The sequence below is a fragment of the Nonomuraea sp. NPDC049637 genome (genome assembly GCF_040675235.1).
Classification (GTDB): Bacteria; Actinomycetota; Actinomycetes; order Streptosporangiales; family Streptosporangiaceae; genus Nonomuraea.
This window is the reverse complement of the sequence record NZ_JBFAOM010000003.1, coordinates 306,507-329,632: the sequence shown is the minus strand read 5'-3', so window position 1 is coordinate 329,632 and position 23,126 is coordinate 306,507. Positions and strand designations below refer to the sequence as shown.

Here is a 23,126-nt window from a genome sequence, read left to right as displayed (position 1 = left end):
CGCTCAGACGGTGCGCAGCCCGGGGCCCGGGCCGGGGACCGGCGTGACCTCGCGCGGCCCGGCCACCTCGTGGCCCTCGGCGCAGCGGAAGCGCAGCTCGATGGGGGCGCCGCAGTCGCGGTGGGTGAGCAGCACCGGCGGGCCCTCCTCGTCGGCCAGGTATTTGTCACCCCAGTGCATGAGCGCGACGAGCAGCGGATAGAGGTCGCGGCCCTTGTCGGTCAGCCGGTATTCGTCGCGCTGGCGCTGGCCGGGCTCGCGGTAGGGCACCTTGCGCAGCAGGCCCTCGTCGACCAGCCGGGCCAGGCGCGCGCTGAGCACCTGGCGGGGGGCGCCGGTGACCGCCTGCATGTCGGCGAACCTGCGCACGCCGCTGAACGCCTCGCGCAGCACCAGGAAGGTCCACTTCTCCCCGACGATGTCCAGGGTGCGCTCGATCGAGCAGTTGTCCACCCGGAAGCCCAATCGGAACGGCACGCTCATCTTCGTATTATATCTGAGTTCGATTGACAGACTCAGCCCTGAGGGGCAGGCTGGGTCTATGCACGGAACCCAGATCCGCCCGGTCCGCCCGGACGACGAGGAACGGATCAGACGCTTCCTGACGGGGTTGTCGCTGCACACCCAGACGCTGCGGTTCTTCACCGCCCTGACCGTCCCGGCCGCCCACCTCGTCCGCGCCCTGCTGACCCTGGACGAACGCCGCGACGCGCTCGTCGTCACCGCCGGGGACGAGATCGTCGGGCACGCCATGAGCTACCGCGGCGGCTGCGCCGACGTCGAGGTGGCCGTCGTCGTGGCCGACCGCTGGCAGGGGAACGGGCTCGGCCCGCGGCTCGTCGACACCTTGCTGCTCAGGGCCGCCGTGCGGGGGGCGCGTACGGTCGGGATGGACGTGATGGGCGAGAACCGGCGGGTGCTCAGGCTCGTCCGCAGGCTGTGGCCGGACGCCGAGATGAAGGTCGCGTCGGGGACGGTCGAGGTGACCGCTATGATCGATCTGGCCGGAGTATTTGCGGAACAAGGTTCTGGTAGCACACCATTGACAGTGTGAAGAGTGTCAAGAACGGACGCGACGGCCGCACCCGCATCATCGAGGGCGCCCTCCGCCGCTTCAGCCAGGACGGTGTCTCGGCCACCACGCTGGCCAGTCTGCGCGAGGAGAGCGGTGTAAGCGTCGGCAGCTTCTACCACCACTTCGCCAGCAAGGAACACGTCTACGGCGTCCTGTACGCCGAGATCCTCGACGCCTACCAGCAGGAGTTCCTCGCCGAGCTGGTCCGGCACGACGACGCCCGCGCCGGCATCGAGGCCGTGGTCGCCTTCCACATGCGCTGGGCCGGCGAGCACCCCGAGCGGGCCAGGATCCTGGTCAGCGAGCGCCCGCCGCGCAAGCACGAGCCGGGCGGCGCCGAGGTGGCCGAGGCCAGGCGCGCGTTCTTCCGCCAGGTCTCCGACTGGTGGAAGCCGCACATGAAGAACGGGCAGCTCCAGCCCGTCCACGCCACCATGTGCTACGTCCTGTGGCTCGGGCCGGCGCAGGAGATGTGCCGCCTGTGGTTCGCCGGGGCGCACACCCCGACCGAGGAAGAGATCAAGGGCCTGGGCGAGGCGGCCTGGCAGAGTCTCCGCCAGCGCGGGGAGCAATGATCTGAGCACCGTCTGTGGTGTTATTGTCCAAATGTGAGAAGACCTCGGGCGCTCGTGCTGCCCGACCTGCCGGAGAGCGCGCTCGCCCGTCTGGGCGAGGTCGCCGACGTGGCCGAGGCTCCTCCCCGGCCGAGCGTCGGCTTCACCGACGAGCAGCTCGCCGACCTGGTCATCGAGACCGGCGCGAACGTGCTCATCACCGACGGCGACCAGGTTCGCACCTCGGTGCTCGGACTCCACATCGACATCGTGGCCAGCCTGGGCGCCCCCACGGGGGTCGACCTGCGCCTGGCCGCCGAGCGCGGGGTCACCGTCCTGCACGCCCCCGACCGCGACCCCGAGGCGGTGGCCGAGCTGACGCTCGCGCTGCTGTTCGCGGTCAGCAGGAACATCGTCACCGCCGACCGTGAGGTGCGCAGGGGCCGTGCCCATCGCGGCAGGGTGCCCCCCGCCCAGCGCCACCGCGGCAGACGGCTCACCGGACGCACGTTCGGCATCGTCGGCCTGGGCCGGGTGGGCCGGGCCATGCGCTGGCGCTGCCAGGGGCTGGGCATGCGGGTGGTCACCTGCGACCCGTACGTCCCCGAGGCCACGCACACCCTGCCCGCGCTGCTGGCGGAGGCCGACGTGGTGTCGCTGCACGTGCCGCTGACCCCGGACACGAGGGGCCTGTTCGGCTACAGCGAGTTCGGCGCGATGCGCCAGGGCGCGATCTACCTCAACACCTCGCGCGGCGCCCTGCACGACCTGACCGCCCTGGTGGACGCGCTGCGCCAGGGCCAGGTGGGCGGCGCCGGGCTCGACCACTTCGAGGGCGAATGGCTCGATCCGGCCCACCCGCTGACCAGGCTGCCGAACGTGGTGCTCACGCCCAGGCTCGGCGAGGCCACCGGGGAGAGCCTGGAGGAGCTGGCGGAGGCGCTGGTGGAGGACATCGCGCGACTGCTGCGGGGCGAGCCGCCCGCGTACGCGTGCGCGCCGGTCAGGCCGGTTGCCGGATCCGCGTCCTGACCTGCCAGCGGGAGCGGTCGAGGGAGATGTCCAGCCGCAGGTCGCCGCGCTGCCTGCGCAGGCCGGGCACGCGCAGCCGGTCGTGCACGTCGAACCTGCCGCGCGAGGGGTAGCCGAACCCCAGCTCGCCGGGCAGCACGCGCAGGTCGTCGCGGTTGCCGCAGCGCGGGCAGGTCCACGAGACCAGGTCCAGGCCCCGGTTGTAGTCGGAGCAGGCGTTGAAGTACTCGTCGGGCCCGAATCGCGACTCGCAGGCCAAGCAGGGGATCAGCATGGGGGCGCGCTCCTCGGTACGGCGTCTTGCACCCCTAGAGATACCGCCACCCACTTGTCCATGGCTTGCAGAACACTTGGGCGCGTAAGTAACAGTATGAGCACTGTCGGTGGCTGGTGAAAGGATGGTGTCCGTGGAACGACTGCGCCATCACCTCCTCGAAACCGGCTACACGATCGACGGCGTCCGCGACCGGCTCGGCGCCATGGCGGCCTCGGCCCTGGCGCGGGAGGAGCTCGTCCCGGCCCTGCGGGCGACCGCCGACGGCGACCCCTTGGGCACCCTGATCAGGCTCTGGTGGCTCGGCGTGCCGGTGCCGGCCAGATCCGTGCCGGCCGCCGTCCTGGAGTCGGGGCTGGTGTCGGCCGACGGCGACCTGATCAGGGCGACCGTGCACCTGCAGCCGTGGGAGACCGGTGGCTACGTGGTCTCCGACCGCAAGGTCAGGCCCGGCGACCCGGCGCTGCGGGCCGACCACGTCGTGGGGGCCGGGGGCGCCTCGGCCAACCTGGCCCAGCTCGTCAGCCGCCGGCCCGTCACGCGCGCGCTCGACCTCGGCACGGGCTGCGGCGTCCAGGTGCTCCACCTCGACGGGCGGGCCGAGCAGGTGGTGGCCACCGACCTCAACCCGCGCGCCGTGGAGCTGGCCCGGCTGAGCTGGCAGCTGTCCGGCGTGAGCGGCGTCGACGCGCGGGTGGGGTCGATGTTCGAGCCGGTCGAGGGCGAGCTGTTCGACCTGGTCGTCAGCAACCCGCCGTTCGTCATCGCCCCCGGGGCCGAGCGCACGCTGACCTACCGCGAGTCCGGCGGCGAGGCCGACGACTTCTGCCGCGACCTGGTCCGGCGCACCCCGCGCCACCTCGCGCCCGGCGGGCAGGCCCACTTCCTGGCCAACTGGCTGCACGTCGAGGGCGAAGACTGGCACGACCGGGTCGGCGGCTGGCTGCGCGAGACCGGCTGCGACGCCTGGGTCGTCCAGCGTGACGTGCAGGACCCGGCCGAATACGTCGAGCTGTGGCTCAAGGACGCGGCCGAGCAGGGCACCAAGGGCTACACCGACCACTACGACCGGTGGCTGGCCTGGTTCGACGAGCGCAAGGTCGAGGGCATCGGCTTCGGCTGGATCACCATGCGCAACTCCGGCACCCTCGACCCGGTCGTGCGCGTGGAGCACCTGCCCCACCAGGTGGCCCTGCCGGTCGGCGACTACGTCGACGACGTGCTCGACTCCATCGCCGCCGCCCATCGCGCCGCCGACCTCGACGCGGCGCTGCTGCGCACGGCCGAAGGCGTGCTGGACGAACGCGTCGGCCTGCCCGGCGCGGAGGACCCGATCCGCATCGTGCTGCGCCAGACGCAGGGGCTGCGGCGCAGCAGGGAGGTCGGCACCGTCGAGGCCGCCCTGGCCGGCGTGTGCGACGGCGAGCTGGCGCTCGGGCCGCTGCTCAACGTGATCGCCGAGCTGGTCGGCGACGGCGAGATCCCCAACGCCGACGCGGTCCGGCCGCTCATCGCCGAGGGTTATTTCCTGCTTTGATTCACCGTTGATCCGACGTTGACCGCGCCGGTGGAGGCTTCTGACCGAGACGCGGGCCTGGGGGGTTCGAAGGTCCGCGTCGAGTCCCGGCCGGTCGTCCGTGTGAGGCGGCTAGCCGTCACGCGAAGCATCCGGATGACCGGGCCCCCTGGCGACGCGTGGCGGTCAGGATGACCGGCCGGGCTGCCATCGGCATTGACTAAGGACAGCCTTGATCAACCATGTGTGGATGACACGTCTGGACGACGAGCTGTACTCAGGACTCGACGACGGACCGTTCGACGGCGACGCTGTCCAGCAGGAGCTTCAGGTCGCCGGCCTCGGGGGCGCCGAGCCGGGTGAAGACGTCGTAGGCCTGCCTGAGGCAGTCGAGGCTCCGGGCGGAGCTGCCCAGTCCGCGTAGCGCCCGGCCGAGCACGGTGAGCGAGAGCGCCTCTCCGTAGGGATGGCCGATCTCGCGCGAGACCAGGAGCGCCTGCTCGGCGTGGCGTACGGCGTCGGGGTAGCGCCCGGCGGCGATGAACGTCTCGGCCAGCCGGGAGCACACGCGCTGCTCCCAGACCCGCTGCTTGCTGGAGCGGAAGAAGGCCAGGCACTCGGCGTGGTGGTGCACCGCCTCGGTGAGCCGGCCGACCCGGCTGAGCACGATGCCCAGGTGGTAGCGGGCGCGGGCGGTGCCGGCGCCGCTGCCGATCTCGGTGAAGATGGCCAGGCCCTTCTCCGCCGCGGCGATGGCGTCGTCGGCGTGGCCGAGGCCCAGGTGGTCGCGGGCCGAGTAGCTGAGCACCAGGGCCTCGCCGGCGGGGACGCCGTTCTCACGGTAGTAGCGGGAGGCGGCGTCGAACAGGGTGAGAGCCTCGGTGTGGCGGCGTTGCCGGCCCACGACGACGGCCAGCGCGTTGAGCACCTCGCCGGTGACGATCTTCTCGCCGCGGGCGTCGGAGAGCTCGTACACGCGGCGGAAGTGGGCCTCGGACTCCGAGAGCTGGTTGCCGGCGAACAGCACCCGGCCCAGCACGTACCGGGAGCGCAGCTCGCTCGCCTCGTCGTCCAGGCCCAGCGCGGCGGCGAGCACCGCGCGGGTGCCCTGGTCGAACTCGCGGGTGTGGGTACCGGCCTCCAGCAGCGGTTCCATGGCCACCAGCATGTCGGCGGCGGGCAGGAGCTGCTCTCCGGCCGTGGACGTGGTCGCGGCCTGGTTGATGGCCGCGAACAGCGAGTCGCCCTCGGAGATCAGCCAGGCCACGGCCTCGTCGACGGTGGTGAAGGTGAGCCCGCTGCCGACCACCGCCAGGTTGTCGGGGATCATGCTGCCCTCGTAGGCCAGCCGGTGGGCCGACCGGGACGAGGCCAGGTAGAAGCCGAGCAGCCGGCGCAGCGCCAGCGTCTTGTCCTGCGGGCGCTCGGTCTTGTCCAGGACGCGCCTGGCGAACAGCCTGAGCAGGTCGTGGAAGCGGTAGCGGCCGGGCGCGGTGGCCTCCAGGAGGCTCATGTCGACCAGCGACTCCAGCAGCTCCTCGGCCTCGTACACGTTCATCGCCAGGACGGCCGCGGCGGCCCCGATCGAGATGTCGGGGCCCTTCGGCAGGGACAGCAGGCGGAACGCGCGGGCCTGGGCCGGTTCGAGCTGGCCGTAACCGAGCGCGAAGGTGGCCTCGACCGCCAGGTTGCCCACGCGCAGCTCGTCGAGGCGGCGCTGCTCGTCGGCCAGCCTGGGCACCAGCGAGGCAACCGTCCAGGAAGGGCGGGCGGCCAGGCGGGCGGCCACGATCCGGACGGCCAGCGGCAGGAAACCGCAGGCGGCGACCACGTCCATGGCGGCGCCGTGCTCGGCGGCCACCCGCTCGGGCCCGGCGACGGAGGCGAACAGCGACAGCGCCTCGTCCGGCTCCATGACGTCGAGGTCGATCAGCCGGGCCGCGGGCAGGTCGGCCAGCTTGGCCCGGCTGGTGACGATCGTCGCGCAGCCCGGCGAGCCCGGCAGCAGCGGGCTGACCTGGTCGGCGTCGCGGGCGTTGTCCAGCAGCACGAGGATGCGCCGGTCGGACAGCAGCGAGCGGTAGAGCGCCGACCGTTCGGCCAGGCCGTCGGGGATGACGTCGGGCGGGATGCCGAGCGCGCGCAGGAAGCCGCCGAGCGCCGACTCCGGAGCGGTCACCTCGTCGCTGTGACCGCGCAGGTCGGCGTAGAGCTGGCCGTCGGGGAACAGGTCGTCGGCCGCGTGCGCCACGTGGACGGCCAGCGTGGTCTTGCCGACGCCGCCGATGCCGCACAACGCCACCACCGGCACGCCCTCGGCCGACGACTGCGCGGACAGCAGGGTGTGGACGCGGACGGCCACCTCCTTGCGCCCGGTGAAGTCGCCGACGGCGGCCGGGAGCTGCGCCGGACGGGGCAGATCGAGCGCGGGCGGCTCCTCCTCGGCCGAGGGCTCGCCGGCGGCCTGCTCGGCCGGGACGGCGGGCGGCGGCACGAGGGTGAGCGCCGGGTCGGCGGCCAGGATGCGCTGGTGGAGCGCGGTCAGCTCGCTGCCGGGCTCGATGCCGAGCTCGTCGATCAGCGCCTGGCGGGTCTCGGTGAACACGTTGAGGGCGTCGCCCTGCCGTCCGCAGCGGTAGTAGGCGAGCATGAGCTGGGCGCGCAGGCGTTCGCGCAGGGGGTGCTCGGCGGTGAGCGCGATCAGCTCGGACACGACGGCGGCGTGCCCGCCCAGCTCCAGGTCGAGGTCCATGAGCGTCTCGATGACGCTGACGCGGCGTTCGGCCAGACGGTCGCGCTGGTGCTCGGCGTACGGGCCGACGGCGCCGGCCAGCGGCTCGCCCTCGAACAGGGTCAGCGCGGCCCGCATGCCCTCGGCGGCGGCGGAGAGCCGGCCGGCCTTGCGGGCGGCCTCGGCCTCGGCGATGCCGCGTTCGAAGCGGGTCAGGTCGAGGGCGTCGTCGGGCAGGCGGAGCGCGTAGCCCCGGCCGATGGAGGTCAGCAGCTCCGGACGGGAGCGGGCGGGCCTGTCGGGTTCGAGCACCGTGCGCAGGCGGGAGACGTAGGTGCGCAGCGCGCCCAGGGCGCGGGGCGGCGCGTCCTCGCCCCAGACGGCGTCGATCATCTCGGCGGGGGTGACCGCGCGGCCCTCCCGCAGGAGCAGCATGCCGAGGATCGAACGTTGCAGCGGGGTGCCCAGGTCGAGTTCCTGCCCCTCGCGCCACGCGCGGACGGGACCGAGCACGGCGAACCGCAGCCCGCCCTCAACGCTCTGACCAGCCATGCCGTCTGTCTCCCGGGCAATGGAACGATTTGTGTCCAAATGATAGATCCAGTACCGCTTACCACCTAGAACTGGGCTGATCGCCGGAACGAACCGTTGATCCGCCTTTGATCAGGTGTTGACCGTGCCTCCGCATGCTGATGGCAGGCCGTACATGGCGCACCGACACGGGGGCGTGTCATGTAGAGCCGATGGGGACGCAGAAAAATACAGGCCCCGCCCGGAAAGTATGGGCGGGGCCGTTGCCGATGTTCCTACGCTGCCTCTACCAGTCCGAGCCGCATGGCCAGCCGTTCTCGGACGAGCGGCCATTCGGAGTTCAGGATCGAGTAGAAGGCCGTATCTCGGACCGTGTTGTCGGCGCCTCGGCTATCCGCTCGCCGCACCCCGTCGAAGTGTGCGCCGAGGGCCTCGATGGCGGCCCGGGATCGGACGTTCCTGACATCTGCCTTGAGTGTGATGCGGTGGACGTTCCAGGTCTCGAAGGCGAGTGAGAGCATGAGGAACTTGCTCTCCCGGTTGACGCCGGTGCCCTGGGCGCAGGCGCCCAGCCAGGTGTAACCGATGTCCGCCACGGACGGGATGTCGCCCACCGCACCCCGTGTACCCGGAGGCCAGGGCATGGGGCCCTGCCAGTACTCCAGGTGCATGAGACGGGTGGCACCGACCACGCGGTCGGTGTTCAGCCACCGGATGGCGAAGGGCAGCGTGCGGCCCTCCGCCTGCTCAGCCATGGCGGCCTCCACATAGGAGACCATCTCGTCCCGGCCGTCCGGGACGCGAGTGAAGGCGTAAGTGGAGCGGTCTTCACTCGCCGCGGCGACGAGATCGTCGATCACCGCGTGGCTGAGAGGTTCCAGGCGCACGGAGCGCCCGGACAAGGTGACAAGAGCGGGCATGAGCACATGATGAGGCTCGCGCGGCGCGCGCGTAACCAGGCTCTCGAAGCCATCTTTCCCGGGTTTCTGGATGTGCGGTGTTTCCGCAGGTCAGAGGGCTGATTTGGTGGATGGTAAACCAGCTCTTGGGGAAAGATTCGCCTAACCGTGACATGGTGCCGGCACCAGCGCCGGGTGACGTTCACCCACGACGCCGTGACGGACCAGAGCGAGCTCCTTCAGGCCCATGGACAGATGGTTCAGATTCGCTGCGATCCATGGCAGTTGAAGGGGATCTGCGCTGTTCAGCGCGGTCAGTCGTTCTTCGGGTGAGTCGCCGTAGAGCAGGCTCACCGCCACGCGCACCCGGGCGGCCGACGGGTCGTCGCCGAAGGCGTGTCCGGGAAGGACGCCGATGCCGTGCTCGTCCAGCAGGATCCGGGTGATCTCGGCGGAGCCGCCGAGCCTGAGGTGGCTCAGGTCGGGATAGAGGTAGAAGCCTCCCTGAGGTCGCGGCACCGAGGCGCCGATCTCCGTGAACCGCTCGTGGACGGCCCGCGCCACGATGCCGTGCAACCTCCGGCTGCCGGCGACCCGGTCGGTCAGCTCACGCGGCTCGTCGAAGGCGTAGGACGCGGCCTCCTGGACGGGCGCGGCCGGCGCCGACCAGATCTCGCTGGCCACCGCCAGCAGCCGGGTGCGCAGCGCGTGCGCGCCCTCGGGCAGCCGGGCCACGCCGATCCGCCATCCGCCGAGCGCCAGGCTCTTGCTCAGCCCGGTGGTGATGATCGTGCGCTCGGGCGCGAGGTCGGCAGGCGAGGTGTAGCCGGCCGACTCGTCGTGGACCAGGTCGCGGTAGATCTCGTCGGAGATCACGATCAGGTCCAGCTCGCGCGCCACGGCCGCCAGGCGGGCGACGGTCTGCGGCGTGGCCAGCCGGCCGGTCGGGTTGTCGGGCAGCGTGACCAGCAGGGAGCTGACCGTCCTGCCCGCCGACCGGGCCCGGCGGACCGCCGCGACGACCAGGTCGGGGTCGGGCACCCCGCCCTCTCCTGGCGGTGCGGGCACCAGGATGGGACGGGAGCCCACCAGATCGGCCTGCGCGGCGTAGCTGACCCAGCTGGGCATGGGCAGGACGATGTCGCCGCCGATCGCCAGGAGCAGGCCGTACAGCAGCGACTTGCTGCCAGGTCCGCAGACGACCAGCTCGGGGTCGGTCAGGAGCCCCCGTCGTGCCCAGTAGCCCGCCGCCGCGGCCCGCAGCCCGGACGCGCCCGCGACCGGCCCGTAGCCGTTGCGCTCGGAAGCGGCGGCCAGCCTGTCGCGCAGCGCCGGGTGGACGGGCAGACCGGCCTCACCGAAGGCCAGGTGCAGCACGCGTTCCCCGGCGCGCCGTCTTCGTTCGATGTCTTCGTTCGCCGCCAAGGTGGCGGACAAGGTCACGGTCATGTTTGTCACGTTCCCAGGGTGGTTGTATGAAGGCATCAGTACAAGCGAGGCTTTTTGTGGGTAGGTGTAAGGAAGTCTGATGCTCGAATTCCGGCGTCTGGCGCTGATCTGTGAGTTCGCTCGCCGGGGCAGCATCGCGGCCGCCGCCGAGTCGCTGGGCTACAGCCCCTCGGCCGTCTCCCAGCAGCTCGCGGCGCTGGAACGGGAGACCGGCACCGCGCTGATCGACAGAACCGCGCGCAGCGCGGAGCTGACCGACGCCGGACGCCGGCTCGTCCAGCACGCAGAACGCATCCTGTCAATGGTCGAGGAGGCCGAGTCCGACCTCTCCGCCCATGCGGGCACCCCCTCGGGGCGCGTCGTCGTCACCGCCTTCCCCACAGCGGCCGTGGCATTCGCGCCCGCGCTGGCGCGTTCGCTGCGCCGCCACACCGAGCTGACGCTCCGCCTGGGCCAGAGCAGGTCGGGGCGGGGCATGCGGGAGGTCCAGTCGGGCGAGGTGGACATCGCCCTCGTCGACGACTGGTACGGGTCGGTCCGGGAGAGCGAGAGCCTGCGGGCCTTCCCCCTGCTGCGCGACCCCATCGTGCTCGTCGTGCCGCGCAGGCACCGGCTGGCCGACCCCGGCGTGCCGCTCGACCTGCGCGAGCTGCGCGACGAGCCGTGGATGGCCACCCCCGACGGCGAGCCCTCGCGCCTGGCCGTGGACCGGCTGTTCGTGGACGTCGGCGGCACCCGGCCGACGCCCTGGGAGTTCGAGGGGCTGGGGACGATCCTCTCCCTCGTCGCCAAGGGCATCGGCATCGCCGCGGTGCCCGCGCTCGCGCTGGCCGCCGGGGTGCGCGGCCTGGCGGTCAGGGAGTTCCCCGGCAACCCGGTCGGCCGCGACGTGATCGCGGTCGCCCGCAGGTCCAGCGTGCACCGGCCGTCGGTGTCGGTGACGTTGCGGGCGATCCACGTGGCCGCCCGGTACATCGCCGGCGATCTGGAGCCGGTGACCCCGGCCGAGCGGTAGCGTCTCGCCCATGGCGCCGACGTACGAGATCGAGCAGCTCCTGCTGTCCATGCCGAGCACCCGCACGGTCGCGGGCGTCGACGAGGTCGGCAGGGGCGCGTGGGCGGGGCCGGTGACGGTCTGCGCCGTCGTGACGGATCTGTCCGAGCCGCCGCCCGGCCTGACCGACTCCAAGCAGGTCTCGGCCGCCAAGCGCGGCCCGCTGGCCGGCGAGCTGACCGCGTGGGCGGCCGGCATCGGGTTCGGCGAGGCGAGCCACGCCGAGATCGACGCGCTCGGCATGACCGAGGCGCTGCGCAGGGCCGCCCGCCGGGCGCTCGAAGCCCTGCCGGTGCGCCCCGACGCCGTGATCCTCGACGGCAAGCACGACTACATCGGCGCTCCCTGGCCGGTCCGCCTGGAGATCAAGGGCGACGCGGCCAGCGTCTCGGTCGCGGCGGCCTCGGTCCTGGCCAAGGTCCGGCGGGACGCCTACATGGGCACGATCGGGCATGAGGAGTACGGCTTCGCGGAGAACGCCGGATACCCCTCGCCCGCGCACCAGGACGCCCTGGCCCGGCTCGGCCCCACACCGCACCACCGGCTCTCCTGGTCCTACCTGGACGACCTGCCGCAATGGCGGCATCTGAAGCAGGTCAGGGATCCGCTCGTGGGTGAAGGGCAGGCCGCGCTGTTCGGCTGAGCCGTAGGATCGGGGGAGTGCGGATCGGGATCTTCGTCATCGCGGCCTGCTTTCCCGGCCAGGATCCAGGGCAGGTCCTGCGGAACTCGGTGGAGCTGATCGAGGCCGCCGAGGCGGCCGGGTTCCACGACGCCTGGATCGCCGAGCACCACTTCATGTCCTACGGCGTGTGCCCGTCGGCGGTCACGCTGGCCGCCGTGGCGGCGGGGCGTACCAGCCGGATCGGGCTCGGCACGGCGGTCAGCGTGTTGTCGTCCCAGCATCCCGTGGCGCTGGCCGAGCAGGCGGCCATGCTGCACCACCTGTCGGGCGGGCGGTTCACGCCCGGCGTCGGCAGGGGCGGCCCGTGGGTCGACCTGGAGGTGTTCGGCACCGGGCTCGACCGGTTCGAGCGGGGCTTCGCCGAGTCGCTGGACCTGCTGGTCGAGGCCCTGTCCGCGGGGTCGGTGGCGGCCGAGGGGGAGTTCTTCCGGTTCAGGGAGGTCGCCCTGGTGCCGCGGGCCCCGCTGCGGCCCGTGGTGGCGTGCACGTCGGGCTCGACGGTGGCGCTGGCGGCCGAGCGCGGGCTGCCGATGCTGCTCGGCATGCACATCGGCGACCACGACAAGGCCCTGCTGGTCGCCGAGCACGTCGCGCGCGGCGGGAGCCCGGCGGGGCACCTGGCGGCCGGGGTGGCGCACGTGGCCGACTCGACGGAGGCGGCCGTCCGGGAGCTCAAGGAGTCGATGCCCGCGTGGCTGGGCCCCGGGCTGGCCGGATACCTGCCGGTGGACGGCCGGCCGCGCCCCTCGCGGGACGTCGCCGCCTACGTCGACCTGCTGACGCGCATCCATCCGGTCGGCTCGCCGGCCCACTGCGCCGAGGTGCTGCTGCGCACGGCCGAGAGCACCGGGATCGAGCACGTCATCCTGACCGTGGAGGGCATCGGCGACCACCGGCGGGCCCTGGAGGACGTGCGCCGCATCGGCGCCGAGGTCCTCCCCCTGTTGACGGGCTGAGGGGCGAGCCGGGACGGCCCGGCTCGCCCGTGGGTTCAGCAGTCGACCAGCTCCGGTTTCTGGTTGAGGATCTGGGCCCGTGGGGTGACGAACTCGTCGAGGGCCTTGGTGGCCGACGGGTCGAAGACGGCGACCCGGTGGCAGTTCTGGAAGGCCAGCCGTACGCCGAAGTGGCGTTCGAGCGCGCCGCGCATCGCGTCGCTCGCCAGACACCGCAGGAGCTGGCCGCGTGCCTCCTCGGACGGCGGTGGCACCTGGTTGTCGGCGAACTCGGCTCCGCTCTGCGCGCGCTCGGCGACCAGATCGCTGATCAGCGACCACGCGTAGGGGAGTGAGTCGCGGACGCAGGCGACGAACGCGGCGTCGTCCACGTCTCCGGCTCGGGCCTGGTCCAGCAGATCGTTCGGGACGGTCAGCGACATGCTGTCTCCTCTCGAAGGGGATCGAATCTGACGTTATGTGGGGGAAGTGGGTAGCTCCAGAGGCCTGGAGGTGCGTTTTAGGGGCCGTAGACGAAGTCAGGATCGATCTGCTCGGCCAGGTCGGCTCCCGTTCGGGCGTTGGCCCACGCGCGGGCGTTGCGCAGGTGGAACTCGGCGGTCTGGCGGCCGAAGCGCGGCCAGTCCTTCTCCTGCGCGTCGAGGGTCTTGCGCAGGACGGCCAGCGCCTCGGTGTTGGCCGGCTCCAGGTCGTCGAGCGTGAAGTGGCGGCCCTGCTCCATGGCGCGCACCGCCGAGGAGTGCTCCATCCAGGTCAGCAGGTCGTCGCCCACGTGCGCGCGGAGGAACTCCACGTCGGACGGGCCGTGGACCTTGTTGCCGACCACGGCGAGCGCGACGTCGTACTTGGCGGCGTGGTCGCGGTACTGCTGGTAGACGCTCACGCCCTGCCTGGTCGGCTCGGCGACGAGGAAGGTCAGGTCGAACCGGGTGAACAGCCCGGAGGCGAAGGAGTCGGAGCCGGCGGTCATGTCGACCACGACGTATTCGCCCTGGCCGTCGACCAGGTGGTTGAGCAGCAGCTCCACCGCGCCGACCTTCGAGTGGTAGCAGGCCACGCCGAGGTCGTCGTCGTCGAACGGGCCGGTGGCCAGCAGGCGCAGGCCATGGGGGGTGGTCACGGCGTAGTCGAGCGCGGCCAGGTCGTCGAAGCTCAGCAGGCGCGAGCCGCGGCCCGGCGGGGTGGTCTTGACCATGGTCTCGGCCGAGGCGATGCGCGGGTTGTCGCCGCGCAGCAGGTCTTTGATCTCGGTGAGGTGGGCCCCGAGCGGCTCGGGCTGGGCGTCGAGGCCGAGCACCAGGGCCAGGTGCTGGTTGATGTCGGCGTCCATGACGACCACCGGGTCGCCCTGGGCCGCCACGTGCCGCGCGAACAGCGCCGAGATCGTCGTCTTCCCGCTGCCGCCCTTGCCGACGAATGCCACTCTCACGTGCGCTCCTGAAATGACGATGAAAATCGTTTCCGTTGGGCTCGCGCACCATCATGCCACACTCCGTGCTCGGGAGATGGCTGTCGGGAAAGTGAGAGTCAGCCGCAGGCGGCGTCCAGGTTGACCGGGGTCTCCGGGTCCTGGGTCGGGGCGGCGGAGTGGTGCGCGCTCGCCGACCGGTTGGCCGGGCGCTCGTCCAGGGCCTCGGAGACCTTGCGCCTGATCAGGTACCAGTCGGGCGTGACGGTGCTGATCAGCGGCGGCACGAAGCTGAGGCTCCGGATCCTGGTGTCCTTCACCTTGTCCGACAGCTCGATCAGGGCGGGCAGCAGGTCCTGGGGCACGTCGCTGGAGATGGCCCGCTTGGTGGCCGCGGCCAGCTTCTCGAAGCTCTTGAGCACGGTCATCGGATCGGCCTGCTTGGCCACCGCGTTGAGCAGGCACTTCTGGCGGCCCATGCGGACGTAGTCGTCGCTGTCGGTGCGGGAGCGGCCGTACCAGAGGGCCTCCTCGCCGGACAGCTTGCGGGTGCCGGCTGGCAGCAGGCCCTCGCGGTACCTGCCGTACACGATGGGGTCCTTGACGGTGACCCGGACGCCGCCCATCGCGTCGACGATCTCGGCGAAGCCCTTCATGTCGACCATGGCGTAGTAGGTGACCGGGATGCCGAGGATGTCGCTGACCGTGCGCTTGAGCAGCGACGGGCCGCGCTTGCCCTTGCCCGCGCCGGGGACCATCTCCGGGTGGTCCTCGGCGTACTGGAAGATCTCGTTGAGCAGGCCGGGGGTGCTGGGGCCGTCGCCGGTGAAGCCGAAGGGGAAGCGGCTCCTGGCCGGGCCGTGCGGGAGCTGGACCCGCTGCAGGTTGCGCGGCAGGCCGAACAGGGTGGTGGCACCGGTCTCGGTGTCCACGCTGGCCACGGTCATGCTGTCGGTGCGCACGCCGGGGCGGCCGGGGGCGGCGTCCGCGCCGATCAGCAGGAAGTTGACGCGCTTCGCGCCGTTCCACGGGTCCTGGGCGACGACGGGGGCGCTGCCGGTGGTGGTGGCGAAGACGTGGCTGACGACGTCGCGGGACAGGTAGGCCATGCGGGTGGCGTACGCGGTGGGGGCCAGGACGAGCGCGCAGAGGGCGGCCGCGAGCGTGGTGGTCAGGAAACGTCCGGCCGTGTCGGAGGAGTCGGGACGGACGAGCAGGAACGACCGGATGATCACGGCGGTCCACGCCAGCGCGATCCCGACCAGCGCCACGGTGAGCACCGTGAGCCAGCCGGGCTGGACCGCCAGCGACAACAGACGGGTGCTGAACGCCGTGAACACCGTCAGGACGCCGGCGAGCATCAGCACGTAGGCCGCCATGAGGGCGATGCCCATCCGGTGACGGTGGGTGGCCAGGTGCGCCACCCCCCACAGCGCGGCCGACGCCACCGTCAGCGCGATGCTCGCTCCTAGGCCGAATTCGCGTTGTTTCCCTGTCATGCCTGGTCAAACCCCCAATGCCAGCCCATCCAAGTCACCATAGTTATTGCGTTGCGGGCTATTTGAGGGTGAAGGGGAAGTGTTTGCTCAATTCCCGGTCAAGACCCTCTTGAGATATAACGTGAACGTGAGCACTCGACACGGTAGCTACGGATTCGACGCACCGTGGGCCCTCGGCGGACTGCTCTTCGGGGCGATCGTCCTGCTGGCTCTCGCGGCGGTCTCCTTCGTGCTGGACATCCCCGCCGCCGGGATCGCCTTCGCCTTCGGCGGGCTCTACACGCTGGCCAGCGCGGCCAGCTACCTCTACACCACGCGCCGGGGCAAGTTCGCCGTCTGGGCCGAGCTGCTGGAGCCGCTCGAAGGCGGTGAGCGGGTGCTCGACCTCGGCTGCGGGCGCGGCGCGGTGCTGCTGGCCGCCGCCGCCCGGCTCACCACCGGACGGGCCGCCGGCGTCGACCTGTGGAGCTCGAAGGACCAGTCGGGCAACGCCGCGGCCGTCACCCTGGCCAACGCCGCGGCCGAAGGCGTCGCCGACCGGATCGACCTGGTCACGGGCGACATGCGCGACCTGCCGTTCGAGGACGGCGCGTTCGACGTCGTCGTGTCGAGCCTGGCGATCCACAACATCCCCGCCGCCGAAGGCCGCCGGCAGGCCATCGGGGAGGCCCATCGGGTGCTGCGGCCCGGCGGGCTCATGCTGATCGCCGACTTCCGGTACGCGCCCGACTACGAGGACGCCCTGCGCGACCTGGGCGTGATCGACATCCGCCGGCGCGACCTGGGCGCCCGCCTGTGGTACGGCGGCCCCTGGTTCGGCACCACCCTGGTCGAGGCCAGAAAACCTGCCTTGTAGGGAACGTTTGCCGTCCGTTTACCGGGTACCCAAGTGCCCTTATGAGCGACGTGGATACCGGCACGGTAACTACCAAGGTGCCCGCACGGCTGGACCGGCTGCCGTGGTCCCGCTGGCACTGGATGATCGTCATCGGTCTCGGCACGGTATGGGTGCTCGACGGGTTGGAGGTCACCATCGTCGGCAACCTGTCCGGGCAGCTGGCCAAGCCCGGCAGCGGCCTGGACATCACCCAGGCGCAGGTCGCCGGCCTCGCCGCGGCCCTCTACGTGGCCGGGGCCTGCGTGGGGGCGCTGTTCTTCGGCTGGCTGACCGACAGGTTCGGCAGGAAGAAGCTGTTCCTGCTGACGCTCGTGGTCTACCTCGCGGCGACGCTGATGACCGCCCTGTCCTTCGACGCCTGGTGGTTCTTCCTGTTCCGCTTCATGACCGGTTTCGGCATCGGCGGCGAGTACGCGGCCATCAACTCGGCCATCGACGAGCTGATCCCGAGCCACCACCGGGGACGCATCGACATCATCATCAACGGCAGCTACTGGCTCGGCGCGGCGGGCGGCGCCCTGCTGACCGTGCCGCTGCTGAACGACCTGCCGGTCAACATCGGCTGGCGGGTGGCGTTCGGGCTGGGCGTGGTGCTCGGCCTGGCCATCCTGCTGGTACGCAGGAACGTCCCGGAGAGCCCCCGCTGGCTGTTCATCCACGGACGCGACCGCGAGGCCGAGCAGATCGTGGACGACATCGAACGACAGATCGGCCGGGACCTGCCCGAGCCGCAGGAGTCGATGACCATCCACCAGCGCAGGTCGATCGGCTTCCTGAAGATCGCGCACACGATGGTCGCGCTCTACCCCAAGCGCACCGTGCTCGGGTTGTCGCTCTTCATCGGCCAGGCGTTCCTCTACAACGCGATCACCTTCGGCTACGCCCAGATCCTGACCACGTTCTTCAAGATCGACTCGCACACGGGCTACTACTTCGCGATCATCGCGGTCGGCAACTTCCTCGGCCCGCTGCTGCTCGGCAGGCTCTTCGACACCGTCGGCCGGGTTCCCATGATCTCGGCCACCTACATCGGCTCCGGGGTGCTGCTGCTCGGCACCGCCTGGCTGTTCAACCAGGGCGCGCTGACCGCGATGACGCTGACCCTCTGCTGGTCGGTGGTGCTCTTCGTGGCCTCGGCGGGGGCCAGCGCGGCGTACCTGACGGTGAGCGAGATCTTCCCCATGGAGACCAGGGCGATGGCCATCGCGTTCTTCTTCGCCATCGGCACGGCCGCCGGCGGCATCGCCGGCCCGCTCGTGTTCGCCTCGCTGGTGGAGAGCGGCGCGCCGGGCGACACGGCGCTGGCGTTCTCGATCGGCGCGATCGTGATGATCGTCGCGGGGCTGGTCGAGCTGGCCTTCGGGGTCAAGGCCGAGCGCAAGGGGCTGGAGGAGATCGCCGCGCCGCTCACCGCCGCGCGGGCCGCATGACGCGCAGCACCTGGGTGCTGTCGGCCAGGTACAGGTGCGGCACGTCCACGAACACCCGCATCGGCCCGCGGTCCAGGTCCAGGTCGCGGGCCATGGACGCGTGCACCTCGGCGAGCGGCAGGTAGTTGAGGTAGCTGGTGAAGGCGTTCTGTGAGCGGAAGGTCGCGGTCATGGCGAGCGCGCCGTCCCGGATCCGGAACGCCACGCCGATCAGGCAGGGCACCGCGTCGTACGGCTCGCCGGGGATGGTCAGCGAGATCCACGCGCTCTTGCTGTACGGCTTGACCCGCAGCAGGTCGGCCGCCCAGGCGAGCTGCCCCCTGATCCGGGCGCCGTAGCTGTACTTGAACGGCGGCACGATCGTGTCCTCGCTGAACTTCCTGCTGTAGAGGGCCAGCCGCTCGGCGTCGCCGTACCGCGCGATGATCGGGTCGTCGCCCCGCACCTCGGCGATCTCGAACAGCACGGACGGGGCCTCGATCACGGGGCCGCGGTCGTCGTCGGCGAGTGTGCCCGCCGTCCAGACATGTCGCATCATCCACATCCACGCCTCCCCACATGACGCCCATGACGCAGGGCCGGGCATTCAGGTCTCCTGATCCGGGTACTCGTAGGGGTCGCGCGGGCGCCGGCGCCGCCTGGTCACGTTGCAGCGCACGTAGTAGACGGCGTAGTGGACCAGCGTGACCAGGAGGATGCCGAAGGCGAGCAGGAGCAGGTTGGGCGCCTGCCCGCACAGGCCGGTCAGGCCCACCGTCAGGTAGGTCGAGTTCGCCAGCGCCAGGGTCGTCACGTTGATCCCGGGCCAGGCCAGCGGCGCGTACGTCTCCGGGAAGCGGGGGTCGATCGGCAGGTTCGGGCTCCAGCCGAGCCGGTCCTTGAGCCTGGTGGCGTACAGCAGGCGGAAGTTGTTGATCGCGCGGGCCGTCCTGGCGTGCGCGCGGACCGCCTCGATCAGCCGCAGGAACGGCAGCACGCTGAGCACCCCGAACGCCGTGACCAGGGCGAACAGGTACCACGGCACGCGCTGCCAGTCCGTGAGACTTTGCGGGTCCACCACCTTGGCGCTGGTCAGGGCGATGGCCGCCAGGAACGGCCCGGACAACAGGCTCATGGCGAGCCTGGTCATCTTCAGCCGTTCTTCCTTCGCGGCCAGGTGGACCGCATAGATGCCGGTGAAGTCCACGGCGGCGAGCTGGAGGAAGTGACTGGACTCAAGCCCGTCGTCCCGGATCATCATGCGAGGGGGGATCTTTCGCATGTGCGCTCCTGTAGTGCGTGACTCCAGTATTAGCGCGATTCGCCGGGTTGTGGAGGCGATTTCTACCAATTGTTCCAACAAATCTCAACTGACGCTCGTCAACTGCGACGACACCCCCGCGACGTGGTCGATGTAGGCCGTCGGGAGGCCGTACAGCAGGGCCGCGATCTCGCTGTCGTGGATCACCGGGAGGGCGGCCAGCGCGTCCGAGGCCAGGCCGCGGCAGAACTCCAGCGTGTTGGCCACCAGGTCGCCCGCGCGCAGCCGGCGCAGCGCCTCGTCCACCTGCTCGTCGCTCATGTCGCGGCCGAGCAGGTCGCCGAGGTCGGTGCCGGACAGGAGCAGCGGCAGGCTGTAGACGCCCTGCCGCAGGTCGTTGCCGGCCGGCTTGCCGAGCTGGGCGCTGGAGGCGGTCAGGTCGAGCAGGTCGTCCAGCACCTGGAAGATCAGCCCGAACTTCTCTCCGTACGCCGCCACGCGCGCCCGGTCCTCGGTCGAAGCCCGCGCGCAGACGGCCGCCGCCAGGCAGCCGGCCCGGAACAGCGCGGCGGTCTTGCCGGTGATCGAACGCAGCGCGCTCTCCCTGGTCCTGGCCGGGTTGAACAGGTCGCTCGTCTCCAGGTACTGGCCCTCGGCCAGCTCCACCACGGTGGCCGCGAGCACCTCGGCGACCGGCCTGGACACCGCGGTGATGGCCGCCAGCCCCGCCCTGGCCAGCATGAAGTCGCCGATCACCAGGGCCTTGCCGTCGCCCAGCTCGGCATTGAGCGTACGGGTGCCGCGCCGCTCGGTCGCCCGGTCCATGAGGTCGTCGTGCACGAGTGAGCCGGCGTGGATCAGCTCGACGCACGCGGCGGCCGTGACCACCCGGCGGTCGGGGGCCTTGCCGAGGGCGAGCGAGGTTGCCAGCGTCAGCGCCGGACGCAACCGCTTGCCGCCGGCGCTGACGATCCGACCGGCGCCCGCGTTGATCCCCGGCAGCGCCGACGAGCCGCTGAGCCGCCTGATCCTGGCCTCCACCTTGCGCAGACCTTGGGCGACGGCCGGGCTGTTCACGAGTTGCTCCATGGGGCCAAGCCTGCTCCCGCGTCGCTGTGCCGCTCCTGAGAGACGCTGAGGACGCTCTCAGCCCTTGACCCTGACATCGTGTGAGCGGGTACGAAAGGATGTCCCCCGGGCCTAGGAGGACATCATGGGAATGGCGGAGCGGGTCGAGGCGGTCCTGAAGGCCGGCACGGCGCCCAATCTGCACGCGGTCGTGGTCATGCGCGGCGGCGAGGTCGTCGTCGAGCACTACGGCGCGGGCGTCGACCAGCGGATCACCGAGGAGCCCCGGCACGTCGTGTTCGACCGCGACACGCCGCACGACGTGCGGTCGGTCACCAAGAGCGTGGTCGCGCTGCTGTACGGCGTGGCCCTGCGCGACGGGCTGGTGCCGCCGCCGGACGCGAGGCTGGTGGAGCAGTTCCCCGAATATCCGGATCTGGTGGCTGATCCGGCCCGGGCGCACCTCACCGTCGCGCACGCGCTCACCATGACGCTCGGGATCGACTGGAACGAGGACCTGCCGTACACGAGCCCGGCCAACAGCGAGATCGCGATGGAGCTCGCCCCTGACCGGTACCGGTTCGTCCTGGAACGCCCGGTGGTCGAGGAGGCCGGGAAGCGGTGGCGGTACTGCGGCGGCGCCTCGGCCCTGCTCGGCGGGCTCATCGCGCGGGGCGCCGGCGAACCGCTGGCGGAGTACGCCGCCAAGGCGCTGTTCGAGCCGCTCGGCATCACCAGAACCGAGTGGGTCAAGGGCACGGACGGCGTGGCGATGGCCGCGGCCGGGCTGCGGCTGCGGCCCCTCGACCTGGCCGCGCTCGGCCGGCTGGTGCTCGGCGGCGGGCTGGGCATCGTCCCCGAGCAGTGGGTGCGCGAGATGACGCGGCCGCGCGTCGTCATCGACGGCGACTTCCGCTACGGCTACCAGTGGTACGTCAGCACCGGCGACCGGCCGTGGACCGAGGCGATCGGGAACGGCGGCCAGCGGCTGCTCGTGCTGCCCGGCGAGGAACTGGTCGTCGCGGTGACGGCCGGCGACTACAACGCCGAGCAGGTCAGCGCCACGGCCGTGCTGGACGCCGTCCTGGACCACTGAGCCGCTCACGGCACCAGCAGGACGCGGCCCGTGACCGCGCGCGACTCCAGGAGCCGGTGGGCCTTCGCCGCCTCGGCCAGCGGCAGGGTCTCGTGGACGACGGCGCGGCTGCGTCCTGAGCCGAGCCGGGCCAGCATCTCGGGATAGTGCGTGCCGAACACCTGGCCGGCCCAGCCGGGGCCGCTGCAGCCGACGACGGTCACGCCGCGTTCCATCAGGTCGGCGGCCGTGACGGCGGCGGGCTCGCCGCTCAGCATGCCGTAGAACAACATCCGTCCGGTGCCGGGCACGAGCCGGTCGAGCACCCGCCGGGCCGACGTGCCGCCGATCGACTCGAAGGCCACGTCGACGTCCGGCAGCGCGTCCGGCCAGCCGGGGTCGCCGTGGTCCAGGACCTGGTCGGCGCCCAGGTCGAGGGCCCGCTGCCGCTTGGCGGGCGAGCCCGCGGTGGCGATCACCCGGGCCGCCCCGAACTCCTTGGCGTGCGCCACGACGTAGCCGCCGACCGCGCTGGCGCCCGCCTCGACCAGCACGGTCTCCCCGCCGCCGAGCCCCGCCCGGTGCAGCAGGGCGAGGGCGATCGCGCCGGGCGCGGCCCCGGCCAGGGCCTCCAGGGGCGGCACGTCCTCGGGGACGGGGCAGGTCAGGGCGGCGGGCATGGCCACGTACTCCGCGTAGGCGCCGAGGCCGCCGGTCACCCCCACGCGCACGGTGCCGAGCAGGCCGTCGTCCACGCCCTCGCCGAGTTCGACGACCTCGCCGACCGCCTCCGCGCCGGGCACGACGGGCAGCGGCAGCGGGAACGGCAGCGCGCCGGAGCGGATCTGCGTCTCGGCGTAGCTGACGCCGATCGCCCGCGCGCGGAGGAGGACCTGGCTGGCCTCGGGACGCGGGCGGGGCAGGTCCACCGGCCGCAGGGTCTCGGGGCCGCCGATGGCGTCGAGCTGGATGGCACGCATGGTTGTTCCCGTCTCTATGTGAACCGTTGGTCCAGTTAATATATGGACCGCTGGTCAAGTTTGTCGATGGGCAACAATGACCGGATGGAACGTCAAGAGCGGGCCGACGCCGCGCGCAACAGGCGGGCGATCCTGCGGGCGGCGGAGGAACTGCTCCGCCGCCACCCGCCCGAGCAGGTCTCCGTCGAGCGCGTGGCGGTGGCCGCCGGCGTGGGCAAGGGGACGGTGTTCCACCGGTTCGGCAGCCGTACGGGGCTGATGCGGGAGCTGATGAGCGAGCGGGCCCGCGAGCTGGACAAGGCGGTGGCCGAGGGCCCGCCGCCGCTCGGCCCCGGAGCGCCGCCCGTCGAGCGGCTGGTCGCCTTCCTGGGCGCGGTGGCCGAGCTGGCGGCGCGCAACGGCAACCTGGTGGCGGCGCACGAGCACGCGGTCGCGACCAGCAGATCCGAGCCCCGGGAGACCAACCCGATCTACACCGGCTGGCACCGGCACGTCACCGCGCTGATCACCGAGGGCCGCCCCGACGTGGACGCGGACGAGATCGCGCACCTGCTGCTCGGGTCCCTGCACATGGAGCCGATCGCGAGCCGGTTGCGGGCGGGGGACAGCGCGCGGCTCGCCCGCAGCTTCGCCGCCCTGGCCGAGGGCCTGCTCGGCAGGCCCGCCCGCTAGGCGCCCCGGCCGCCGCCCGACCGGCACAGAGCTGTCGGACGGCCTGGCGTGCAACACTTCGCGCACCTTCGCGATAACCCCGTGAGAGGCGAGAACGCGA

The 23,126-nt window shown here is 71.7% G+C and carries 23 protein-coding genes; 11 read left to right on the top strand and 12 right to left on the bottom strand.

The window, feature by feature from the left end:
* Positions 1–3 precede the first annotated feature (3 nt).
* Positions 4–483: a helix-turn-helix domain-containing protein gene (locus AB0J71_RS06235; RefSeq protein ID WP_352318391.1), complete on the bottom strand. Its 480-nt coding sequence runs from the start codon at positions 481–483 to the stop codon at positions 4–6.
* 58 nt (positions 484–541) lie between these two features.
* On the opposite strand from AB0J71_RS06235, the gene AB0J71_RS06230 reads away from it, so the two are divergent.
* The 3 genes from AB0J71_RS06230 to AB0J71_RS06220 are packed head-to-tail and all read left to right on the top strand — an operon-like array spanning position 542 to position 2,661.
* Positions 542–1,054 (top strand): GNAT family N-acetyltransferase, encoded by a 513-nt coding sequence (locus tag AB0J71_RS06230; RefSeq protein ID WP_352318389.1) that lies wholly within the window; start codon positions 542–544, stop codon positions 1,052–1,054.
* Positions 1,051–1,650, top strand: coding sequence for a TetR/AcrR family transcriptional regulator (locus tag AB0J71_RS06225; RefSeq protein WP_352318387.1), 600 nt, complete (start codon positions 1,051–1,053; stop codon positions 1,648–1,650). The genes AB0J71_RS06230 and AB0J71_RS06225 overlap by 4 nt, the downstream gene beginning before the upstream one ends.
* 33 nt (positions 1,651–1,683) lie before the next feature.
* Entirely contained in the window at positions 1,684–2,661 is a 978-nt protein-coding gene (locus AB0J71_RS06220; protein WP_364413070.1) for an NAD(P)-dependent oxidoreductase, read from the top strand.
* Here the strand turns inward: AB0J71_RS06220 and AB0J71_RS06215 are convergent.
* Positions 2,633–2,935 carry a hypothetical protein gene (locus AB0J71_RS06215; protein WP_352318383.1) on the bottom strand — a complete coding sequence of 101 codons (303 nt, stop codon included), beginning with the start codon at positions 2,933–2,935 and terminating at the stop codon, positions 2,633–2,635. The two genes, AB0J71_RS06220 and AB0J71_RS06215, sit on opposite strands and share 29 nt — an antisense overlap.
* A gap of 124 nt (positions 2,936–3,059) precedes the next feature.
* Here AB0J71_RS06215 and AB0J71_RS06210 point away from each other — a divergent pair, with 124 nt between their 5' ends.
* The gene (locus AB0J71_RS06210; RefSeq protein WP_352318381.1) at positions 3,060–4,472 is read left to right on the top strand and encodes a methyltransferase; all 1,413 of its coding nucleotides are present in this window, start codon (positions 3,060–3,062) and stop codon (positions 4,470–4,472) included.
* Positions 4,473–4,728: 256 nt separating this feature from the next.
* Here AB0J71_RS06210 and AB0J71_RS06205 read toward each other — a convergent pair whose 3' ends face one another.
* From AB0J71_RS06205 to AB0J71_RS06195, 3 genes are all read right to left on the bottom strand, one after another.
* Complete coding sequence (locus tag AB0J71_RS06205) at positions 4,729–7,734, bottom strand: BTAD domain-containing putative transcriptional regulator (protein WP_364413068.1); 3,006 nt, start codon at positions 7,732–7,734, stop codon at positions 4,729–4,731.
* Positions 7,735–7,988: 254 nt separating this feature from the next.
* Positions 7,989–8,633 carry a GNAT family protein gene (locus tag AB0J71_RS06200; RefSeq protein ID WP_352318377.1) on the bottom strand — a complete coding sequence of 215 codons (645 nt, stop codon included), beginning with the start codon at positions 8,631–8,633 and terminating at the stop codon, positions 7,989–7,991.
* Positions 8,634–8,774: 141 nt separating this feature from the next.
* A complete protein-coding gene (locus tag AB0J71_RS06195; protein ID WP_352318375.1) occupies positions 8,775–10,061 on the bottom strand; it encodes a pyridoxal phosphate-dependent aminotransferase in 1,287 nt (428 codons plus the stop codon).
* A 79-nt stretch (positions 10,062–10,140) separates the two neighbouring features.
* Between AB0J71_RS06195 and AB0J71_RS06190 the strand changes: the two genes are divergently transcribed.
* The 3 genes from AB0J71_RS06190 to AB0J71_RS06180 are packed head-to-tail and all read left to right on the top strand — an operon-like array spanning position 10,141 to position 12,756.
* Positions 10,141–11,076: a LysR family transcriptional regulator gene (locus AB0J71_RS06190; RefSeq protein ID WP_352318373.1), complete on the top strand. Its 936-nt coding sequence runs from the start codon at positions 10,141–10,143 to the stop codon at positions 11,074–11,076.
* Positions 11,077–11,086: 10 nt separating this feature from the next.
* Positions 11,087–11,758: a ribonuclease HII gene (locus tag AB0J71_RS06185; protein ID WP_352318371.1), complete on the top strand. Its 672-nt coding sequence runs from the start codon at positions 11,087–11,089 to the stop codon at positions 11,756–11,758.
* Positions 11,759–11,775: 17 nt separating this feature from the next.
* Positions 11,776–12,756 carry an LLM class flavin-dependent oxidoreductase gene (locus tag AB0J71_RS06180; protein ID WP_364413065.1) on the top strand — a complete coding sequence of 327 codons (981 nt, stop codon included), beginning with the start codon at positions 11,776–11,778 and terminating at the stop codon, positions 12,754–12,756.
* Positions 12,757–12,791: 35 nt separating this feature from the next.
* Here the strand turns inward: AB0J71_RS06180 and AB0J71_RS06175 are convergent, their stop codons facing one another.
* From AB0J71_RS06175 to AB0J71_RS06165, 3 genes are all read right to left on the bottom strand, one after another.
* The gene (locus AB0J71_RS06175) at positions 12,792–13,178 is read right to left on the bottom strand and encodes an SCO5389 family protein (RefSeq protein ID WP_352318367.1); all 387 of its coding nucleotides are present in this window, start codon (positions 13,176–13,178) and stop codon (positions 12,792–12,794) included.
* 77 nt (positions 13,179–13,255) lie between these two features.
* Positions 13,256–14,185 (bottom strand): ATP-binding protein, encoded by a 930-nt coding sequence (locus AB0J71_RS06170; protein ID WP_352318365.1) that lies wholly within the window; start codon positions 14,183–14,185, stop codon positions 13,256–13,258.
* A 98-nt stretch (positions 14,186–14,283) separates the two neighbouring features.
* Positions 14,284–15,663, bottom strand: a complete 1,380-nt coding sequence (locus AB0J71_RS06165) for an LCP family protein (protein ID WP_352318364.1) — start codon at positions 15,661–15,663, stop codon at positions 14,284–14,286.
* Between the two features lie 127 nt (positions 15,664–15,790).
* Here AB0J71_RS06165 and AB0J71_RS06160 point away from each other — a divergent pair, with 127 nt between their 5' ends.
* Both AB0J71_RS06160 and AB0J71_RS06155 read left to right on the top strand, forming a co-directional pair.
* Complete coding sequence (locus AB0J71_RS06160) at positions 15,791–16,519, top strand: class I SAM-dependent methyltransferase (protein ID WP_364413062.1); 729 nt, start codon at positions 15,791–15,793, stop codon at positions 16,517–16,519.
* Positions 16,520–16,560: 41 nt separating this feature from the next.
* On the top strand, positions 16,561–17,991 hold the full coding sequence (locus AB0J71_RS06155; RefSeq protein WP_352318361.1) for an MFS transporter: 1,431 nt from the start codon (positions 16,561–16,563) through the stop codon (positions 17,989–17,991).
* Here the strand turns inward: AB0J71_RS06155 and AB0J71_RS06150 are convergent.
* The 3 genes from AB0J71_RS06150 to AB0J71_RS06140 form a co-directional block, all read right to left on the bottom strand.
* Positions 17,969–18,529, bottom strand: coding sequence for a hypothetical protein (locus AB0J71_RS06150; protein ID WP_352318359.1), 561 nt, complete (start codon positions 18,527–18,529; stop codon positions 17,969–17,971). The two genes, AB0J71_RS06155 and AB0J71_RS06150, sit on opposite strands and share 23 nt — an antisense overlap.
* 48 nt (positions 18,530–18,577) lie before the next feature.
* Positions 18,578–19,252, bottom strand: a complete 675-nt coding sequence (locus AB0J71_RS06145; protein ID WP_352318357.1) for a hypothetical protein — start codon at positions 19,250–19,252, stop codon at positions 18,578–18,580.
* Between the two features lie 84 nt (positions 19,253–19,336).
* Positions 19,337–20,320, bottom strand: a complete 984-nt coding sequence (locus AB0J71_RS06140) for a polyprenyl synthetase family protein (protein WP_364413059.1) — start codon at positions 20,318–20,320, stop codon at positions 19,337–19,339.
* 124 nt (positions 20,321–20,444) lie between these two features.
* Between AB0J71_RS06140 and AB0J71_RS06135 the strand changes: the two genes are divergently transcribed.
* Positions 20,445–21,395 (top strand): serine hydrolase, encoded by a 951-nt coding sequence (locus tag AB0J71_RS06135; RefSeq protein WP_364413056.1) that lies wholly within the window; start codon positions 20,445–20,447, stop codon positions 21,393–21,395.
* A 5-nt stretch (positions 21,396–21,400) separates the two neighbouring features.
* Here the strand turns inward: AB0J71_RS06135 and AB0J71_RS06130 are convergent, their stop codons facing one another.
* Positions 21,401–22,354 (bottom strand): zinc-binding dehydrogenase, encoded by a 954-nt coding sequence (locus tag AB0J71_RS06130; protein ID WP_364413053.1) that lies wholly within the window; start codon positions 22,352–22,354, stop codon positions 21,401–21,403.
* A gap of 84 nt (positions 22,355–22,438) precedes the next feature.
* On the opposite strand from AB0J71_RS06130, the gene AB0J71_RS06125 reads away from it, so the two are divergent.
* Positions 22,439–23,026, top strand: coding sequence for a helix-turn-helix domain-containing protein (locus AB0J71_RS06125; RefSeq protein WP_352318352.1), 588 nt, complete (start codon positions 22,439–22,441; stop codon positions 23,024–23,026).
* Positions 23,027–23,126: the final 100 nt, after the last annotated feature.

Excerpts from the sequence above, each read along its gene's own strand:
- AB0J71_RS06235 (WP_352318391.1), bottom strand. The coding sequence starts at position 483 with ATGAGCGTGCCGTTCCGATTGGGCTTCCGGGTGGACAACTGCTCGATC.
- AB0J71_RS06230 (WP_352318389.1), top strand. The coding sequence starts at position 542 with ATGCACGGAACCCAGATCCGCCCGGTCCGCCCGGACGACGAGGAACGG.
- AB0J71_RS06215 (WP_352318383.1), bottom strand. The coding sequence starts at position 2,935 with ATGCTGATCCCCTGCTTGGCCTGCGAGTCGCGATTCGGGCCCGACGAG.
- AB0J71_RS06210 (WP_352318381.1), top strand. The coding sequence starts at position 3,060 with ATGGTGTCCGTGGAACGACTGCGCCATCACCTCCTCGAAACCGGCTAC.
- AB0J71_RS06205 (WP_364413068.1), bottom strand. The coding sequence starts at position 7,734 with ATGGCTGGTCAGAGCGTTGAGGGCGGGCTGCGGTTCGCCGTGCTCGGT.
- AB0J71_RS06200 (WP_352318377.1), bottom strand. The coding sequence starts at position 8,633 with ATGCCCGCTCTTGTCACCTTGTCCGGGCGCTCCGTGCGCCTGGAACCT.
- AB0J71_RS06195 (WP_352318375.1), bottom strand. The coding sequence starts at position 10,061 with ATGACCGTGACCTTGTCCGCCACCTTGGCGGCGAACGAAGACATCGAA.
- AB0J71_RS06190 (WP_352318373.1), top strand. The coding sequence starts at position 10,141 with ATGCTCGAATTCCGGCGTCTGGCGCTGATCTGTGAGTTCGCTCGCCGG.
- AB0J71_RS06185 (WP_352318371.1), top strand. The coding sequence starts at position 11,087 with ATGGCGCCGACGTACGAGATCGAGCAGCTCCTGCTGTCCATGCCGAGC.
- AB0J71_RS06175 (WP_352318367.1), bottom strand. The coding sequence starts at position 13,178 with ATGTCGCTGACCGTCCCGAACGATCTGCTGGACCAGGCCCGAGCCGGA.
- AB0J71_RS06165 (WP_352318364.1), bottom strand. The coding sequence starts at position 15,663 with ATGACAGGGAAACAACGCGAATTCGGCCTAGGAGCGAGCATCGCGCTG.
- AB0J71_RS06155 (WP_352318361.1), top strand. The coding sequence starts at position 16,561 with ATGAGCGACGTGGATACCGGCACGGTAACTACCAAGGTGCCCGCACGG.
- AB0J71_RS06150 (WP_352318359.1), bottom strand. The coding sequence starts at position 18,529 with ATGATGCGACATGTCTGGACGGCGGGCACACTCGCCGACGACGACCGC.
- AB0J71_RS06145 (WP_352318357.1), bottom strand. The coding sequence starts at position 19,252 with ATGCGAAAGATCCCCCCTCGCATGATGATCCGGGACGACGGGCTTGAG.
- AB0J71_RS06140 (WP_364413059.1), bottom strand. The coding sequence starts at position 20,320 with ATGGAGCAACTCGTGAACAGCCCGGCCGTCGCCCAAGGTCTGCGCAAG.
- AB0J71_RS06135 (WP_364413056.1), top strand. The coding sequence starts at position 20,445 with ATGGGAATGGCGGAGCGGGTCGAGGCGGTCCTGAAGGCCGGCACGGCG.
- AB0J71_RS06130 (WP_364413053.1), bottom strand. The coding sequence starts at position 22,354 with ATGCGTGCCATCCAGCTCGACGCCATCGGCGGCCCCGAGACCCTGCGG.
- AB0J71_RS06125 (WP_352318352.1), top strand. The coding sequence starts at position 22,439 with ATGGAACGTCAAGAGCGGGCCGACGCCGCGCGCAACAGGCGGGCGATC.